The 17151-nt window shown below is 39.0% G+C and carries 13 protein-coding genes, 2 tRNA genes and 2 pseudogenes; 15 read left to right on the top strand and 2 right to left on the bottom strand.

Annotation, left to right across the window (positions count from 1 at the left end):
• Positions 1 to 13: 13 nt before the first annotated feature.
• Together murB and F0161_RS08855 are read left to right on the top strand one after the other, a co-directional pair.
• On the top strand, positions 14 to 907 hold the full coding sequence (gene murB / locus F0161_RS08860; protein WP_150204347.1) for a UDP-N-acetylmuramate dehydrogenase: 894 nt from the start codon (positions 14 to 16) through the stop codon (positions 905 to 907).
• 55 nt (positions 908 to 962) lie between these two features.
• Positions 963 to 3074, top strand: a complete 2112-nt coding sequence (locus F0161_RS08855; protein ID WP_150204346.1) for a cation:proton antiporter — start codon at positions 963 to 965, stop codon at positions 3072 to 3074.
• Here F0161_RS08855 and F0161_RS08850 read toward each other — a convergent pair.
• A complete protein-coding gene (locus tag F0161_RS08850) occupies positions 3071 to 3712 on the bottom strand; it encodes a DUF1361 domain-containing protein (RefSeq protein WP_137602175.1) in 642 nt (213 codons plus the stop codon). The two genes, F0161_RS08855 and F0161_RS08850, sit on opposite strands and share 4 nt — an antisense overlap.
• 154 nt (positions 3713 to 3866) lie before the next feature.
• Between F0161_RS08850 and cdaA the strand changes: the two genes are divergently transcribed.
• From cdaA to F0161_RS08795, 11 genes and pseudogenes are all read left to right on the top strand, one after another.
• On the top strand, positions 3867 to 4709 hold the full coding sequence (gene cdaA / locus F0161_RS08845) for a diadenylate cyclase CdaA (protein WP_137602176.1): 843 nt from the start codon (positions 3867 to 3869) through the stop codon (positions 4707 to 4709).
• Positions 4702 to 5544 carry a CdaR family protein gene (locus F0161_RS08840; RefSeq protein WP_150204345.1) on the top strand — a complete coding sequence of 281 codons (843 nt, stop codon included), beginning with the start codon at positions 4702 to 4704 and terminating at the stop codon, positions 5542 to 5544. Before cdaA ends, F0161_RS08840 begins: the two co-directional genes overlap by 8 nt.
• Positions 5545 to 5580: 36 nt before the next feature.
• Positions 5581 to 6930 (top strand): phosphoglucosamine mutase, encoded by a 1350-nt coding sequence (gene glmM, locus F0161_RS08835; protein ID WP_150204344.1) that lies wholly within the window; start codon positions 5581 to 5583, stop codon positions 6928 to 6930.
• 133 nt (positions 6931 to 7063) lie between these two features.
• Complete coding sequence (gene glmS / locus F0161_RS08830) at positions 7064 to 8884, top strand: glutamine--fructose-6-phosphate transaminase (isomerizing) (protein ID WP_150204343.1); 1821 nt, start codon at positions 7064 to 7066, stop codon at positions 8882 to 8884.
• A 157-nt stretch (positions 8885 to 9041) separates the two neighbouring features.
• Positions 9042 to 10392, top strand: a pseudogene (locus F0161_RS08825) (gluconate:H+ symporter).
• 112 nt (positions 10393 to 10504) lie between these two features.
• Positions 10505 to 11209: a glucosamine-6-phosphate deaminase gene (locus F0161_RS08820; protein WP_150204342.1), complete on the top strand. Its 705-nt coding sequence runs from the start codon at positions 10505 to 10507 to the stop codon at positions 11207 to 11209.
• Between the two features lie 225 nt (positions 11210 to 11434).
• Positions 11435 to 11719, top strand: coding sequence for a hypothetical protein (locus F0161_RS08815; RefSeq protein ID WP_137602705.1), 285 nt, complete (start codon positions 11435 to 11437; stop codon positions 11717 to 11719).
• A gap of 69 nt (positions 11720 to 11788) precedes the next feature.
• Positions 11789 to 11861, top strand: a tRNA-Asn gene (locus F0161_RS08810).
• Positions 11862 to 11980: 119 nt separating this feature from the next.
• Positions 11981 to 12053, top strand: a tRNA-Asn gene (locus tag F0161_RS08805).
• 131 nt (positions 12054 to 12184) lie between these two features.
• Positions 12185 to 14041, top strand: a complete 1857-nt coding sequence (locus F0161_RS08800) for an acyltransferase family protein (RefSeq protein WP_150204341.1) — start codon at positions 12185 to 12187, stop codon at positions 14039 to 14041.
• A gap of 47 nt (positions 14042 to 14088) precedes the next feature.
• Positions 14089 to 14556 (top strand): universal stress protein, encoded by a 468-nt coding sequence (locus F0161_RS08795; RefSeq protein WP_137602699.1) that lies wholly within the window; start codon positions 14089 to 14091, stop codon positions 14554 to 14556.
• 40 nt (positions 14557 to 14596) lie between these two features.
• Here F0161_RS08795 and F0161_RS08790 read toward each other — a convergent pair whose 3' ends face one another.
• Positions 14597 to 15352, bottom strand: coding sequence for a LicD family protein (locus F0161_RS08790; protein WP_225423105.1), 756 nt, complete (start codon positions 15350 to 15352; stop codon positions 14597 to 14599).
• Between the two features lie 159 nt (positions 15353 to 15511).
• Between F0161_RS08790 and F0161_RS08785 the strand changes: the two are divergent.
• Positions 15512 to 15961: pseudogene (locus F0161_RS08785) on the top strand (MarR family transcriptional regulator); the annotation flags it as partial.
• Between the two features lie 200 nt (positions 15962 to 16161).
• Entirely contained in the window at positions 16162 to 16968 is an 807-nt protein-coding gene (locus F0161_RS08780) for a Cof-type HAD-IIB family hydrolase (RefSeq protein WP_150204338.1), read from the top strand.
• Positions 16969 to 17151: the final 183 nt, after the last annotated feature.

The raw sequence follows: 17151 nt of genomic DNA, 5'->3' as shown, positions 1-17151 counted from the left end.
AGAAGGATTTTCAATGGCATTAGCAATCATAGAAGCATTCCCAACAATTGAAATTATACACAACGCAGCTTTGTCTGAATATACCAATACAGATACCGGTGGCCCAGCGGATTGGTTGGCTTTTCCAACTACTGTTGCTGAAACGCAACGCTTGGTTCAATTTGCAAACCAGCATGATTTGGCGACGACAATTATTGGCAATGCTAGTAATTTAATTGTCCGGGATGGCGGAATTGCAGGCTTGGTGATTATTTTAACTAAGATGAATACAATTGAAGTGCAATCAGATGCGATTGTTGCACAAGCCGGCGCGGCATTAATTTCAGTCAGTGAAAAAGCTTTGGATGAGAGTTTAAGTGGACTGGAATTTGCTGCGGGGATTCCCGGTAGTGTCGGCGGGGCCGTCTTTATGAATGCTGGAGCGTATGGTGGAGAAATCAGTCAAGCTGTTACTTCGGCCACCGTTTTAAGCACGACTGGAGAAATCACGGTTCTGGATGCAATTGAATTAGATTTCAGTTACCGACATAGTAGTATTCAAGATGCTGGTGGTGTGATTCTAGATGCCACCTTTACGTTAGTTCCAGGTGAGAAAGCCACGATTAAGTTTAAAATGGATGATTTTAATACTCGTCGTGCAGAGAAACAGCCATTGGAATGGCCTTCATGTGGGAGTGTATTTAAACGCCCTAAAGGTTTCTTTGCGGGCAAATTAATTCATGATGCTGGCTTGCAAGGTTATACCAGCGGTGGCGCACAAGTTTCAATGAAGCACGCTGGCTTCATTATTAATATTGGTAACGGTACGGCCACAGATTATTTGGATGTCATTAAACATGTTCAAGAAACGGTTTTTGACAAATTTCAAGTACATCTGGAAACAGAAGTGAGAGTGATTGGACGTTGAGTGAAATGGAACAATTTAGGTTGTCCCATTTTTTTAAATTGAGGGGAGGAGTTTTATGCTGATATTAGAAGAAGTATTATTATTAATATTTCTCGTACTAATTTCAAAAGTGTTTGCGCATTATTTAAAAATCATCCCGGATAGTTTGATTCAAATCGGGTTAGGATTATTAGTGGCTTTATTGTTTAAAGTTCAAGTGCCTTTGGAGACAGATTGGTTTTTACTGTTGTTTATCGCACCACTGCTTTTTAATGATGGTCGAAAATTTCCCAAACAGGAACTTTGGAAACTAAAAGGACCGATTTTCGCAAATGCCATTGTGTTGGTCTTTGTGACGACTTTACTCGGTGGTTATTTGATTTATTTATTGGTGCCTGATATTCCACTGTACGTGGCCTTTGCTTTGGCAGCTATTTTATCGCCGACTGATCCAGTGGCCGTGCAATCAATTGCCAAACAAGCAAAATTGGATTCAAATATTTTGCATTTGGTCAGTGGTGAAAGTTTGATTAACGACGCTTCAGGACTAATTGGTTTCAAGTATGCAGTTGCAGCTGTCACCACCGGATACTTTTCGATTGTCAACGCCACTGGAGATTTTTTGTACACGGCCATCGTGGGTTTAATCTCCGGAGTTGTCCTGATGTTAGTAATCGAAGTCCTGCATGAATTTTTACATAATCAGGGAATTCAAGATGTAATTTTTGATGTCGCATTTCGTTTGATGGCACCATTTATCATTTATATGATTACGGAAGAAGTTTTCCATGCTTCTGGTGTTATTTCCGTGGTTGCCGCAGGTATATTTATCCATACGCGTAGTTTACAAATTGTCGATGATCGGCCAGAAATGAACGTCGTGAGTGAACGAACTTGGTCGTTAGTCGTTTATTTATTAAACGGGATTGTGTTTGTTATTTTGGGCATTGAATTGCCAATTGCGACAGCGGACTCGCTGAAGAGTGAAAGCTATAATAATTTCAGCCTGTTTGGCTATGTAATTGGTGCTTGGCTAATATTACTGTTCATTCGAGTTGGCTGGATTTTAGTTTATGAAACTTTCCAATACTTCAGAAAACGTCGTGAGACAATTAGTGTTAAGTCAGCCTTCTTAGCTGGATTATCCGGAGTCAGGGGTGCAATTACGATGGCCGGGGTGCTGTCCGTTCCCTTGGTGATTGAAAGTGGGCAGCAATTTCCCGCCCGTTCTTTGATGCTATTCATTGCAGCCGGAGTGATTATCGTCAGCTTAGTCGTGGCAGCCTTATTCATTCCAATTTTTACGAAAGTTGATTTTCCATTTGAAACTCGTGGGAGTAATCAAGACGACGATGAAGACGAAACTGATGATGAGGACTTAGATGACGATGATGAAGTTGAACAACCTAATTATCTGACAGAGGAACAGGCTAAATTTTTCTTGATGCAGCTAGCAGTTCAAACCATTGAAGAACATCGTCGGGATTATAATCAACAAGCAGCGTACGACTTAATTTTGAATTATCAAATTCTAATGCGGCGCTTGCAATGGAGTAATCAAACCGATGAGGTTCTGGCAAAAACATTAGAACACGAACTGGAATTGCGGCGAGTAGGGTATGAGGCTGAACGTCATGCTCTGCAACGCTTGCTCGAAAAAAAGGTAATCAATGCTAATGATTATTATCAATCGATGAAGCGAGTTGATCAGGTCGAACATCATTTGGCTCATGATTTGAAAGATCCTAATATTTGGTGGACTTGGCGTAAATTAAAAACGCGAGTGGCAGGATTAATGCACTGGTTTAGTCGATGGGCCATTAACCGCGATACGGATGTAGAAAAACGTCGTACCATTGATATTGAAACTAGCAAGGCAGCCATTAAGGCCTTATCAAAATATGTAGCCGATGCCAAAGAAAATGGTCAAGAAATCGACCGTACTTCGGTATACCATTTAATTGTTAATTACCGAAATAAAATCGAACATAGTAAACATCCGAAGTTAAAATTAGCGGATAAATATAAATTAGATTTGGAATTGCTTCGATTTGAGGCAGTTAATGCGCAACGACAAGGAATTGTGCAACTACGAGATGGAGATCGGATTTCAATCGCAACTGTTCAAAAATTACGTCAATATTTGAATTATTCAGAAAATTCAATCATAAAAATAGCAGACGATTAGTCTGCTTTTTTGATTTCATTTAGTAACCAAAGAACGGCTAACTGAACGATTGTGAGAATCGTGACGAAGAATACCATTCGCAAATTCCACATATTTAAGATTTGTTTGATGAACCAAGTGGGAGTTAAAAAGAGATATAATGAATGAATTCTCAAGAACCGACCGATGTAGACGCCAATTCCAGAAGCAGCCATTAAAATGGTGGGTAATACCCAAATAAATTTTATACGGAAGGCTTGATTAATTCGCTGGGCAATTACGTTTAATTCATACGTTCCTATCAAGAGAGCACCAAACATGCTAACCATTAGCAGGCCAAAGTCTAACCACATTCTGGGACTGTTACTTAAGAGTCCATTGGCGTAATCGTGTGGATTTAATAATGAGAGATGAAATAAATCTGTCATTAAATAAGGCGCATTTGGATAAAAAGCGAGCCAGATTACGAAAAATAGTAAGAACGGGAGTGATTTGACCGATTTAATTTTTTTAATTTGAAAGGCGAGTTCAATTGGAACGTAACCTAAAAATGTGTTTAAAACGAGAAAATTAAAGGGAGATTCGGCAAGAAAGCCTAAAATAATTAAGTCAACAAGGAAGAATCCTCTAATTTTCCACTGCATTGAAATATGTGCCATATTTTCTCCCTTCTTTAATAGTAGCGTAACAAAAGTTTTCTATCTAAACCACTAGTTTACTTATTTATTTTGACTTAATTAATCTTCTATTCGACCAATATTCACTGATAGTACGTGATATAATAGTTCAGGAACTAAATTTGGGGGTATAAAAATGTCGATAGACTGGAGTTCAATCCTGACATGGCAAAATGTAATCAGATTATTTGATATTTTAGTAGTCTGGTTTTTAATCTATGAATTGATGATACTGTTACGCGGTACGCGAGCAGTTCAATTGTTTCGGGGTATCTTAGTAATTGTCGTGGTCAAATTAGCTAGTTGGTATTTTGGCCTCAGCACAGTTTCATGGATCATGGACCAAGTGATTAACTGGGGCGTAATTGCCATGGTTGTTATTTTCCAACCTGAAGTTCGTCGTGGGTTGGAACACCTTGGGCGTGGAACGGTGTTAACTCGTAACAAACGGCAAAACGAAGACGAGGAACAGTTAGTTCAACAACTTGATCAAGCAATTCAATATATGTCAAAGCGTAGAATTGGGGCCTTGATTTCCATTCAAATGGAAACTGGTCTGGAAGAATATATTGAAACTGGGATTCCAATGAACGCAGACGTATCCGGCGCGTTGCTTATCAATACGTTTATCCCTAATACCCCTTTACATGATGGAGCGGTGATTATCAAAGATAATAAAATTGCAGTAGCGGCGGCTTATCTACCTCTTTCAGAAAGTAATTTAATTCCTAAAGAGCTGGGAACGAGACATCGTGCTGCGGTTGGGATAAGTGAAGTCACGGATGCTTTGACCGTGGTAATCTCAGAAGAAACTGGTGAGGTTTCAATCACCAAGGACAATGATTTATATCGTGATATGGATCAAGAAATGTATCTTAAATTTTTGAGAACACAACTATACAAACCAGAGGACGATAATAAAGCCACAGTCGCTAGTTTTATTGAGCGAGTCTTTAAAGGTGGTGGTCGCAATGTATGATAAGATAACGAAGCTATTTTTCAAAAGCCATACATTTTTAAGAATCAGTTCACTTGTACTGGCGATTTTATTGTTTGTTTACGTGAATGGTGAAAAGTTACAAAATGTCCGTGATAGCAGTAGTGGCAATAGTTCAACATTGACTTCCACGATGAAAAAGACAATTACGGTACCATTGGATGTTAATGTAGATAGTGATAAATACGTTGTGACTGGTTACCCAGCCAACGTAAAGGTTACAATCACAGGCCCTTCAGCATTAGTCACGACAACTTCGAACACGCAAAACTTTAAAATTTCAGCTGATTTGAGTAAGTTAGGGACAGGAACACACAAAGTTAAATTAAAAGAAACAGGAATCAATAAAGACTTGAGCTATTCGATTGATCCAGATAATATTACCGTCACGATTGCGACCCGTAAAACGGTGACAATGCCAGTGAATATTCAAGTGGATTCAGACCAATTGGCAAGTAACTATAAAGTTGGTAAAGCCACTTCATCAACTGAGTCAGTGAAAGTTACTGGGGCAACCGATGAAATTAGTAAGATTAATCGCATTGTTGCTTCAATTACCGTCCCTAAAGATACTAAATCTGACTTGTCACGTAAGGTGACCTTGCAGGCAATCGATTCAAACGGGAATACGGTTAATGTGGTGATTTCGCCATCAACGACGACGGTCAACATTCCGATTACCCGTAGTGAGTCAGATTCGAGTTCTAATGACAGTAATAGCGAGTCATCCAATGATAGTAACGCATCAAGCAATGCGAACGATAATAGTTCGTCGTCCAGTAGTTCAAGCAGTTCAAGTTCAACATCATTCAACTAAGACAACCTTTGATTATTTTGAGAAATGAGGAAAACAATGGATTTAAAATATTTTGGAACTGACGGTGTTCGTGGGGTAGCCAATTCAGACTTAAGCCCAGAACTTGCATTTAAATTAGGTCGAGCAGGTGGTTATGTCCTGACTCAACATTCGGAACGCAAACAAGCACAAGTACTAATCTCGCGAGATACAAGAATCTCAGGTGAGATGTTGGAAAGTGCCTTAGTTGCTGGACTATTGTCAGTTGGGATTGAAGTCCTCCGCCTTGGAGTTGTCACAACACCTGGTGTGGCTTACTTGGTTAGAGCTCAAGAAGCTGATGCAGGTGTAATGATTACCGCCTCGCATAATCCGATTCAATATAATGGTATTAAATTTTTTGGGAATGATGGCTTTAAGTTATCTGATGAAATTGAGTTAGAAATTGAAAAATTGCTAGACGCCGAAGTTGATGATTTGCCTCGCCCATCTGATCAAGGACTAGGACGCGTATCAGATTACCGTGAAGGCTCTTTAAAATATACTCAATTTTTGGAACAAACCATTCCTAATGATTTAACTGGTTTATCGGTGGGAGTAGATGGCGCTAATGGTGCCACCAGCAGCTACGTTTCTTCATTATTTGCTGATTTAAATGTGGATTTCCATACTATTTCAACTTCACCAGATGGTTTGAATACCAATGTTGAAAGTGGCTCAACGCATCCAGAGCATTTGCAAAAATTTGTGGTAGATGAAGGTTTGCAAATGGGTGTGGCCTTTGATGGTGATGGAGATCGCTGTATCGCAGTGGATGAAAATGGTGCCATTGTCGATGGTGATAAAATCATGTATATCTGTGGTAAATATTTAAATGAAACTGGTCGTTTGAAAAAAGGAACAGTTGTCACCACGGTGATGAGCAATCTAGGAATGTATAAAGCACTTGAGCGAGCAGGTATGACTAGCGTGAAAACTAAGGTTGGAGATCGTTACGTCGTTGAAGAGATGATCAAAAACGGTTATAACTTAGGTGGCGAACAATCTGGACATATTGTCTTTATTGATCACAATACTACTGGAGACGGGATGTTAACCGCGTTACAGTTAATGCAAGTCGTTAAGCAAACTGGTAAGAAACTATCAGAACTTGCTAGTGACGTGACCGAATATCCACAAGAACTCGTGAATGTTAAAGTAGCTGATAAAGAAGCTGCCTTAACCAACGCTAGTTTATTGAAGATTATTGGCGAGGTCGAAGATGACATGGCCGGGGATGGTCGTGTGTTAGTTCGACCAAGTGGAACCGAACCATTATTACGAATCATGGCTGAAGCCCCTACGAAAGAAGCAGTTCATGCATATGTGCAGAGAATTGTTGAAGTCGCAAATAAAGAATTGGTCTAGAAATAGACCAATTTTTTTAATTAGTTGACAATTAATTGCGAAATCGCTAATATGTTTTATGTTAAGAGCTAATAAAACTCGAAAATAAATCTATACCAATTAAGAAAAGATTCGGATAAGGACGGGAATGCATATGTGTGGAATTGTGGGTGTAACGGGAACAAATCAAAGCGTTTCAATACTAATCGAGGGTCTTGAAAGACTTGAATATCGCGGTTATGACTCTGCTGGAATTTATGTTAACGATGAGTCAGGAACTGATTATTTAGTTAAACGAGTCGGCAGAATTGCCAACTTAAAAGCAGCATTAACTCCTGAAGTTCAAGGGTTAGCTGGGATTGGACATACGCGTTGGGCAACACATGGTGTACCAAGCGAAGAAAATGCTCATCCACACTTTTCAAATGACGAACGCTTCTATTTAGTACACAATGGTGTGATTGAAAACTTCAAGCAACTAAAGGCTGAATATTTAGCTGGGGTTGAATTTAAGAGTGAGACCGATACAGAAGTGATTGTTCAATTGATTGATCGTTTTGTAGTGGAATATCATATGGAAACCAAGGCAGCCTTTTTAAAGGTGTTGCATTTAATTAGTGATGATTCATCTTATGCGTTTGTTTTGATGGATCGGGAAACGCCAGATACATTATACGTGGCCAAGAACAAAAGCCCATTGCTAGTTGGAATTGGTGAGGGCTTCAATTTGGTGTCGTCTGATGCAATGGCAATGTTGAAGCGCACACACACATTTATGGAAATTCAAGATCAAGAAATTGTGATTGTGAAACCACAAGAAGTGTTGATTACTGATTTTGATGGCAACGAGAAAAAACGTGATACTTTCCGTGTAGATATGGATGCGAGTGCTGCCGATAAGGGCACTTATCCATTTTATATGTTAAAAGAAGTAGACGAACAACCAGCAGTCATGCGCAAGATTGTGCAAACTTATTTGGATGAAAGCGGTTCCCCCGTTATCGACCAAAAAATGTTAGAAACAATCAAGCAATCAGATAGAATTTATATCATTGGGGCAGGTACCAGTTATCATGCTGGCTTAGTAGGCGCCAAAATGTTTGAAAAGTTGACTGGCATTCCAACTGAAGTGCATATTTCTTCAGAATTTGCCTATGATCAGCCAATCATGTCGGAAAAGCCATTCTTTATCTTCTTAACTCAAAGTGGTGAAACTGCTGATAGTCGAGAAGTGTTAGTTAATGTTAAAAAGCAAGGTTGGCCAAGTTTGACGATTACGAATGTACCAAAATCGACATTATCGCGAGAAGCTAATTTTACGATGCTTTTATATGCAGGCCCTGAAATTGCAGTGGCATCCACCAAAGCCTATACTGCTCAAGTAGCTGTCGAAGCAGTCTTGGCAAAAGGAATTGGCGAATACCTCCAACACCAAGAAGCACTTGATTTTGATTTGAAACAACAATTAAGTCTCGTGGCCGTGGGGATGCAAGCCATTGTCGATAGTAAAGAAAAGCTTGAATCTGTCGCTTCTCGTTATTTAGCTACACCACGCAATGCATTTTACATCGGTCGTGGAACTGATTGGTCGGTTGCACTGGAAGCTGCCTTAAAGTTGAAAGAAATTTCTTATGTACAAGCAGAGGGATTTGCATCTGGTGAATTAAAACACGGTACAATTGCGTTAATTGAATCACAAACTCCAGTTATCGGGATTATCACCCAAGACCGGACGGCAGGACTCACACGAAGCAATTTACAAGAAGTTATTTCTCGTGGCGCTAGTGTGATTACCATCGCTACCAAACATTTATCACAAACTGATGATACGATTGTATTACCAGATGTCGATCCATTACTAACACCGTTACTTAGTGTGGTACCAGCACAACTGTTGGCTTATTACACGAGTTTAGGTAAGGGCTTGGATGTTGACAAGCCACGTAATTTAGCTAAATCAGTAACTGTTCAATAAATATGAACGAAAGAACTTTTAAACGAAGTTCTTTTTTTTGTACATTTGAAAATGGCTACCAGGCACTTTGTCGAAAAACGCTTGCAAAATGTAAGTGAATTTCATATACCAGTCTTTGTGTTTTTTTAAATTTTCGAAAGTGAGTAGGTAAAATAAAATGCAATTTGTAGTATTGTTATTAGGAATTCTACTGCTACTCTTCTTGATTATTAAGGTCAAGTTGAATACGTTCGTTTCCCTGATTGTAACTTCCATTTTAGTCGCACTTGGACTTGGGATGAATCCTGCGGAAATCGCAGACACCATCAAAGAAGGTATTGGAAGTTCACTTGGTGAATTAGCCATTGTCTTCGGATTTGGTGCGATGATTGGACGTTTAGTTTCTGATGCGGGTGGTTCATACCGTATCGCGAAAACGTTGATTAATCTCTTCGGTAAAAAACGACTACAACTCGCTGTCGTAGTGGCTTCATTTATCATTGGGATGTCAATGTTCTTCGAAGTTGGAATGGTGTTGTTGATTCCAATTGTGTTCGCAATCGCGTTAGAGGCTGAGGTTCCTTTGCTTTATTTAGGGATTTCAATGGCTACAGCGTTGTCTGCAACACAAGGATTTTTGCCTCCACAACCAGCTCCGACCGCAGTTGCATCTGCGTTGGGTGCTAATTTAGGAATGGTATTAATGGTTGGGATTGTCGTAGCAATTCCCTGTGTGGCTATTGCTGGTCCATTGTTTACCATTTTTGCAAAGAAGATTGCGCCAGATGCGTTTGTTGTCAAGAAGTCATTGCCTGCTTTTGGGGAAGTGAAAGAATAATAACATTGATGAAAATCCTGGTTTTGGGATTTCAGCTTTCACTTCATTATTCCCGATTGTTTTCATGATGTTATCAACGATTTATTCTTTGGCCTTACATGGTGGAAAAACCCTCAAACATCCACAAGGACTTGATGCAGTTGTATCAATGCTTGGTAATCCAATGATTGCTATGGTGATTGCGTTGATTTTCGCTGTGTGGTCAATGGGGATTCATCGTGGACGGACGATGGTCCAAGTTGGTAAAACCATGGAAGAAGCAATCAAATCAATTGCCATGTTATTAATGGTTATTGGTGGTGCTGCCTTCAAACAAGTTTTGATTAATGGTGGAGTTGGGGATGCCGTGCAAAGTTTGATGGCCCACGCGAACTTGTCACCATTGTTCTTAGCATGGTTGATTACAGTGATTCTACGTATTTCATTGGGTTCAGCAACGGTTTCAGGAATGACGGCTGCCGGATTAGTGGTTCCATTGATGCATTCTACTGGGGCAAACCCAGTGCTAATGGCGCTTGCAATCGGGTCTGGATCATTAGCGGTCTCACATGTCAATGATGCTGGTTTCTGGATGTTTAAAGAATACTTTGATTTAACGGTTAAACAGACACTATCAATTTGGACGGTATTGGAAACAATTATCTCCATTGTTGGATTAGTGGTCGTTCTTTTATTAAGTTTAGTAATGTAATTTAGTTATTATTGACAGTATTGCTTCGGCAGTGCTGTTTTTATTTGCAATTTTTCAAATGATGAGTTAATATTGGAATATACCAATAAGGGCATTAATCAGGAGGCTCATCGTGAAAATTAATATTGTAAAAGATTCAAAAGCAGCAGGCCAAGCAGGATACGAATTATTCAAGGAACAACTTGAAAACGGAAGCACCGTCTTCGGGTTAGCAACAGGAAGTACTCCTATTTCAACTTATGACGCTATTACAGCCAGTGATTTAGATTTCTCTAACTGCATTTCAATTAACTTGGATGAATACGCTGGGTTGCCAGATACTCATGAACAAAGTTACCGTTACTCCATGAATCAACATTTCTTCTCAAAGAAACCATTCAAAGAATCATATGTGCCTAACGGAATGAACGATGCTGACGCTGAAATTGTGCGATACGAAAAAATCATCGCGGAAAATCCAGTTGATTTCCAAATTTTAGGATTGGGACAAAATGGCCACATTGGCTTTAATGAACCCGGTACTGCCTTTGATTCACGCACACATAAAGTGACTTTAACAGAATCAACGATTGCCGCTAACGCGCGTTTCTTTGACAATGAGAACGATGTTCCTAAGTTTGCCTATTCAATGGGAATTGGCACTATTATGGATGCAAAGAGTATTTTATTAGAAGCCTTTGGCGAAAATAAAGCAGAAGCTGTGCAAAAAATGGTCGAAGGTCCTGTTACTGAAGATTTACCTGCCTCAATTTTGCAACGCCATCCTAATGTTACTTTGATTCTAGATGAAGCGGCAGCTTCAAAATTAAGCAAATAGAGAAAAACAAAATTAAATAAATAGAGAAAAGTGGTTGACAGCGCTTTCATTTAGCGGTATTCTTTTGTCATAAGGTATGGAAATGCCTTCTAATCAATTCTCTTTCTCTCTTATGCCGATCACCGTTTTCCCGAACGGTGATTTTTTTGTGCTTTGACATTGAAGTGATTTTTCTTTAGAATTGTTATTTGTGAGGTGAAAAGGTTGGAAGATTTGACGTTAGATATGATTGAAGAAATTACCCGCAATGATGGCACCAAGTATTATGAAGTTGGTAATATGGTCCAAAATGGCCGCGCAGAATTGGCTGCAGAACGTGGCTTCATTAAAATGGTACGTATTTTACAATTGAACATTCCACATTCACAAAACGTCGCAAAGTACGAAGCCTATGTAGCAGACAATTTTAAAGACTTAGGTGAGTCGATGGATCACTGGAATGAATGGACCAGGACTGAAGAAATTGAACCAATTTTCCAAAATATTCTAAAAGATAATCATATTGGTTAAAAAATGCCAAAAAGCCTTTACACGGTACTGATTTTTATGGTATAAATGTTATTGTTGTTTTGAGGTTATTGCCCCATAGTTCAGTTGGTAGAATAATTGACTGTTAATCAAGAGGTCGCTGGTTCGAGTCCAGCTGGGGCAGTTTTAAATTTTCAATAATTGGAAGTTTAAAAGCTTAAAATTCATCGTATTTCTTGTTAGAAATATCTTTACAAGAATGACATGAATATGTTACTATTATATATGTTGTTTTGAGGTTATTGCCCCATAGTTCAGTTGGTAGAATAATTGACTGTTAATCAAGAGGTCGCTGGTTCGAGTCCAGCTGGGGCAGTACTTAAGGAGATTCCTGATGGGAATCTTCTTTTTTTATATAATTTTATCTTTAAATTACCAAATGTAACACGAGTGAAGTATAATCGTTAGTAGTATTTAAAGAGTTTAATGTTGGGACGGGGGATTGTAATGGATCAACCAAAGTGGCCAAGTAAGAAAACCGGGCGTCGATATATCACAGGATTCGATGGATTGCGCTCGTTGGCCGTAATTGGAGTAATAGTTTATCATCTTTCGCCTAACGCACTTAAAGGTGGGTATTTAGGGGTACCAATTTTCTTGTTATTGGCAGGATATTTGGTGACCAATCAAATGATTGGGAAGCTCAGTGCTAATCAACCAATTGGAGTTGGTAATTTTTATCTACGTCGACTGAAGCGATTGTACCCGACGCTGTTATCGATGCTAATACTCACAATCACATATATTACGTTATTTCAGAGGAACTTTTTCTACCAGTTAAAAGAGATTTTTGTGACTAACGTGCTATTTGTTTACAACTGGTGGGAAGTCAGTCATGGGCAATCGTATTTTGATCGATTCAACGGTGAGTCTCCATTTACACATTTGTGGACAATGGGGGTAGAAGTTCAATTCTATTTAATCTGGCCGTTGCTACTAATTTTATTGTTTAAATTACTAAGGGATAAACATCAAATTAGCATGGTTGTTTTGGCGATGAGCGTGGCGTCAGCCATTTTGATGGCAGTCCTATATGATCCACAAAATATCAACCGTGCCTATTATGGTACTGATACACGGGCTTTTTCCTTCTTATTAGGTGCCTGGTTAGCGTTTGTCTGGCCAGCAGACCAATTGCGGGCTCAGCTCAAGCCAAAGGCACGCCGTCTCATTGACGGCGTCGGATTGATTTCATTATTAATTGTGATATTAATGTACTTTGTGTTGTCAGGTGAAGCAGCATTTACCTATTATGGTGGGATGTATATTTTTAGTATCTTTGCCATGGTATTAATGGGTGTGATCGCTCATCCAGGGAGCCACTTAAATCGTTGGTTTACAAACCCAATTTTTACTTGGATTGGTAAGCGCTCCTATGGAATTTATGTTTATCAATTCCCAGTCCTCATTTTTTATGAATCTCATTTTAAAAATATGGGAACGCACCCATGGGTGAACGCCATCATTGAAGTGGCAATCATTTTAGTGATCAGCGAACTGTCATATCGGTTTATTGAACAACCAATTGCGAAGTCTGACTGGAAGACGTTACCTGCCAAAATTAAAGCTTTGACACACGTGAAAGAAAACCATCGACCATGGTTCAAATTGGCTCCAGCAATTATTGTAGTCATCATTGCCATTGTTGGGATTGTTCAATCACCAGCTCAAAAACCTAATACCGCCTTACAAAAACGTATCGAACAAAATGAAAAGGCACTTAAAGCGCATAATGCCAAAGTGAAAGCTGGACAAGCCACGACTAAAGTTGGGTCCAGTGAAATCGCCAGAAAGTATGGCTTAAGTAACGATCAGGTAGCTGCCACCAAAAAGTTAAAAGTGACTGCAGTTGGTGATTCTGTACTGGCGGATGGTTCATCTAACTTACAAGAAATTATTCCTAATATTTACATCTCAGCAAAAGTGGGACGTCAGGCATATCAAGCACCAGCGATTGTTAGCTCATTAAAAGCTGAAGGCCATTTACAAGATATTGTCGTTTTGAACCTTGGAAGTAATGGTACAATTAGTGATGATGATGCCAATAAAATGCTGAAGACGATTGGAACAAAACGTCAAGTATACTGGATTACCACGCATGTGCCATCGAAACCTTGGCAAAAACCAGTGAATGATAAAATCAATAAGCTGGCCAAAACCCATAGTAATGTGCATGTGATTGATTGGTATTCCGCTAGTATCGCTCATCGAGACTGGTTCTATGATGACAATGTGCATCCCAACGTGGATGGTAACACGCAATTTGCGAAGTTAATTGTCACAGAGATATTGAAAGATCAGTAATGTTAAGCAAATAGTTTTAGATTGTAAATACGAGTGGAGGAAACAACATGGGTAAACGAGAAATAGATTTTGATGTTCAAGAGATTTCGATTAAGAGTATCTTAGTGGCGGTTGATGAAGATGATTCAAGTTCGTCACAAAAAGCTTTTAATTATGCAGTCACTTTTGCCCGTGCCGCTAAAGTTCCTCTGGGAATTGTGACGGTTTTGGAAACGAAGGATTTGAGTGTGTATGAAAGTATGCAGCCTGATGTCCTAGAAGGCCGCAGAAACGTCATGCAAGCCTCCATGGATGAATACGTCAAGAAGGCAAAAGAGTTTGGTGTAATAGACGTCAAGGGCTTTATTGGCGAAGGTAAACCTGGTAAGGTGATTGTGCAAGATATCATTCCAGAATTTAATCCCGACTTATTAGTTTGTGGATCGGAAACAACTGAAAAAAATAGTATCTTTATTGGTACCCAAGCTAGTTATATGTCGCAGAATGCGCCTTGTTCGGTTATCGTAGTTAGATAAAAAAATAAATGCATCTCAGGAATTTTCTGAGGTGCATTTTTTATAGGATTTCTTTACCGTTAATAATGACTTCGGTGTAGTGCTTTGGCGAGCGATCACCTTCGGGTGGGAGTGCCATATAATTGCCATATAAGCGGCTTAAAATCGCATCGTAGTTGGCGGGAATCATCACATTCAGATGAGCGAATGGGTGACTGGTTAGGTTCGTCATTTCCTCTACCGACATGATCTCTTTGTCATACTTATATTGTGACGCTAAATTTTTGTATTCTGGTAAATTGTCTTGATTGTATTGTTGAAAAACCTCGTCGCGTTTATGTTTTAATTCGCGGACATCACCGTATTGACGGGTGGTTAATGGTTTAAATAGCCGATTAAGTGCCGAGTCAGTTAAGCGATAACCTAACCGGACGATAATCGAACTATCGTAAAATTTTATTTTGGCCATTTGAGCGGTTTGCTCACTACTCTTTTCCGGAATGGCATCAAATGGGAAAATATCGATGAAAATTCCACTCTTGGCATTATTATAAATATTCTTTTCTTGAATCTCAGTATCTAAATCGATGAGCTTAGCGTAACTCATGGCATAGTTTTTATCGGTGAATGGAGTTTGCAAAAAATAGGCAGAATGTGAGATCAAAACCGGTGCCAGTTTTAAAAATTTGTTATAGTCTTCACGAGCCATGCCAATGTCTAAGTCGTCATCCCAGGGAATAAATCCTTGGTGACGGATTGCTCCTAAAAGTGAGCCTCCAATTAGAAAATAATGTAATGAATATTGATTGCAAATCATGATAAAAGTCTCGAATAAATTGAGCTCTGCTTGCTGTATTGGCTTTAAATTCAATATTAACCCCCCTTAAATATTAATCAGTTGACATATTGTTCAAAATGACGCATATTATACCGTATAGATATAGTCTATATTATTATGACCGGGAGGGGAATAGCCATGGATTCAGATGAATTGTTGATAAAGGCAATTAGCGTATATATGTCAACGCTTAAATCGTTAGACACTTTTATTTCCGAACCAGCTGCAAAGTATTTTCTTTCATTTGAACAATATCTAATTCTACACGATATTTCGACACAAAAGAAAATAATGTTGATGGATATTGCGCAGCAACGAGGCGTAACTAGAAGTGCTATTTCGCGTCAAATTAAAGTGTTACTTAAACATAAATATGTGTATCAAAAAGCTGATCCATTAGATCGTCGTCGTTTATTATTACATTTAACCAAGAGCGGTAAAGAGGTTGAAGAAGAAATCAGTAAAAATGTGGCCACCCGCTTTAGTGGTTGGGTGAATATTTTTGGTGAAAACAAAGCCGGCGAGATTTTAGACTTCATTGAAGAATTCGATAATCGAGTAGTTCGTGAAGAAGCTAAAAAGAAAAAGGCAGCTAAAGATGCTGAGTTAAAAGCTGCTAAGGCGGCCGCCAAAAAAGCCGCTAAAAAAGCTCAAGATTTACAAGATGCCCAGGATGCTTTATTAAAAGAAGAAGCTGAGGCGGCAGAACAACAAAAAATCAATAAATGCAGTTAACCACGGTGAAGTCACCGTGGTTTTTTGTTATAGTAAGCGGTGAGGTGAAAATAATGATTAAAATGGTGGCACTGGATTTAGATGGAACATTATTAACGAGTGACAAGCAGATTAGTCCACGCAACGAACAGGCATTGAAGGCTTTACACCAACAAGGTGTTAAGATTGTGCTCTGTACTGGTCGGCCAATTAACGCGATTTGGAAGTATATTGAACAACTTGGCTTAACCAACGATGACGACTATACGATCACTTTCAATGGTGCGTTGGTAATTCAAAATACTGAAAAGACAGTTTTGAGTCAAAAAGGAATTTCAAAACAAAAGCTGCAATTACTGCATGACTTTGCGCAAACCAATGGATTGCCGTTGGATATTTTAGACTTTGAAGCTGTCTATCCAATCACGGATTTAAAACGGTCGGTTTATCAGCAAATGCTGAATGCTAAGATTGATTTTGTGCCCACGGATTTTGATCAGTTAGACGCTGATGATTATAGTAAGGCGGTCATGGCTACACAACCCGCAATTTTAAATGACGCATTTGATCGAGTCACTGATGAAATGTTTGAAACTTATCATATTGTGAGGTCACAACCTAAAATTCTGGAATTTTTGGATCATGATATGGATAAAGCTGTTGGACTCGAAGCATTATTAAATCATTTTGGCTGGACATTTGAAAACTTGATGGTGTTCGGGGATGCCGAAAATGATTTAGGGATGCTTAAAAGTGCCCAAGTTGGCGTTGTCATGGAAAATGGCAAAGATGAGATAAAACGACAAGGGACAGACGTCACCGGGACCAATGATGCTGACGGAGTTGCAGAATTTGTCGAAAAATACGCAGACTTTGCTTAAGTTTTGTCTAAGTATTGACTTGTTTTGTAATAATTAACATATATAATCTAATTTATTAAAAAAGGGTTAAGATTTCCAGCCTTACTACCCTTTTTTGTTTGTTATAACACGGGTTAGTTAGAATATCGAGTGATAAAACAATTGCTGATATGAAACTGATTATTCGTCAATCAGTGATAATTA

Source organism: Paucilactobacillus nenjiangensis, from assembly GCF_008632615.1.
Taxonomy (GTDB): Bacteria; Bacillota; Bacilli; order Lactobacillales; family Lactobacillaceae; genus Paucilactobacillus; species Paucilactobacillus nenjiangensis.
This window is presented reverse-complemented; position numbering and strand designations above follow the sequence as displayed.

Excerpts from the sequence above, each read along its gene's own strand:
- murB (WP_150204347.1), top strand. The coding sequence starts at position 14 with ATGGCATTAGCAATCATAGAAGCATTCCCAACAATTGAAATTATACAC.
- F0161_RS08855 (WP_150204346.1), top strand. The coding sequence starts at position 963 with ATGCTGATATTAGAAGAAGTATTATTATTAATATTTCTCGTACTAATT.
- F0161_RS08850 (WP_137602175.1), bottom strand. The coding sequence starts at position 3,712 with ATGGCACATATTTCAATGCAGTGGAAAATTAGAGGATTCTTCCTTGTT.
- cdaA (WP_137602176.1), top strand. The coding sequence starts at position 3,867 with ATGTCGATAGACTGGAGTTCAATCCTGACATGGCAAAATGTAATCAGA.
- F0161_RS08840 (WP_150204345.1), top strand. The coding sequence starts at position 4,702 with ATGTATGATAAGATAACGAAGCTATTTTTCAAAAGCCATACATTTTTA.
- glmM (WP_150204344.1), top strand. The coding sequence starts at position 5,581 with ATGGATTTAAAATATTTTGGAACTGACGGTGTTCGTGGGGTAGCCAAT.
- glmS (WP_150204343.1), top strand. The coding sequence starts at position 7,064 with ATGTGTGGAATTGTGGGTGTAACGGGAACAAATCAAAGCGTTTCAATA.
- F0161_RS08815 (WP_137602705.1), top strand. The coding sequence starts at position 11,435 with ATGATTGAAGAAATTACCCGCAATGATGGCACCAAGTATTATGAAGTT.
- F0161_RS08800 (WP_150204341.1), top strand. The coding sequence starts at position 12,185 with ATGGATCAACCAAAGTGGCCAAGTAAGAAAACCGGGCGTCGATATATC.
- F0161_RS08795 (WP_137602699.1), top strand. The coding sequence starts at position 14,089 with ATGGGTAAACGAGAAATAGATTTTGATGTTCAAGAGATTTCGATTAAG.
- F0161_RS08790 (WP_225423105.1), bottom strand. The coding sequence starts at position 15,352 with ATGATTTGCAATCAATATTCATTACATTATTTTCTAATTGGAGGCTCA.
- F0161_RS08780 (WP_150204338.1), top strand. The coding sequence starts at position 16,162 with ATGATTAAAATGGTGGCACTGGATTTAGATGGAACATTATTAACGAGT.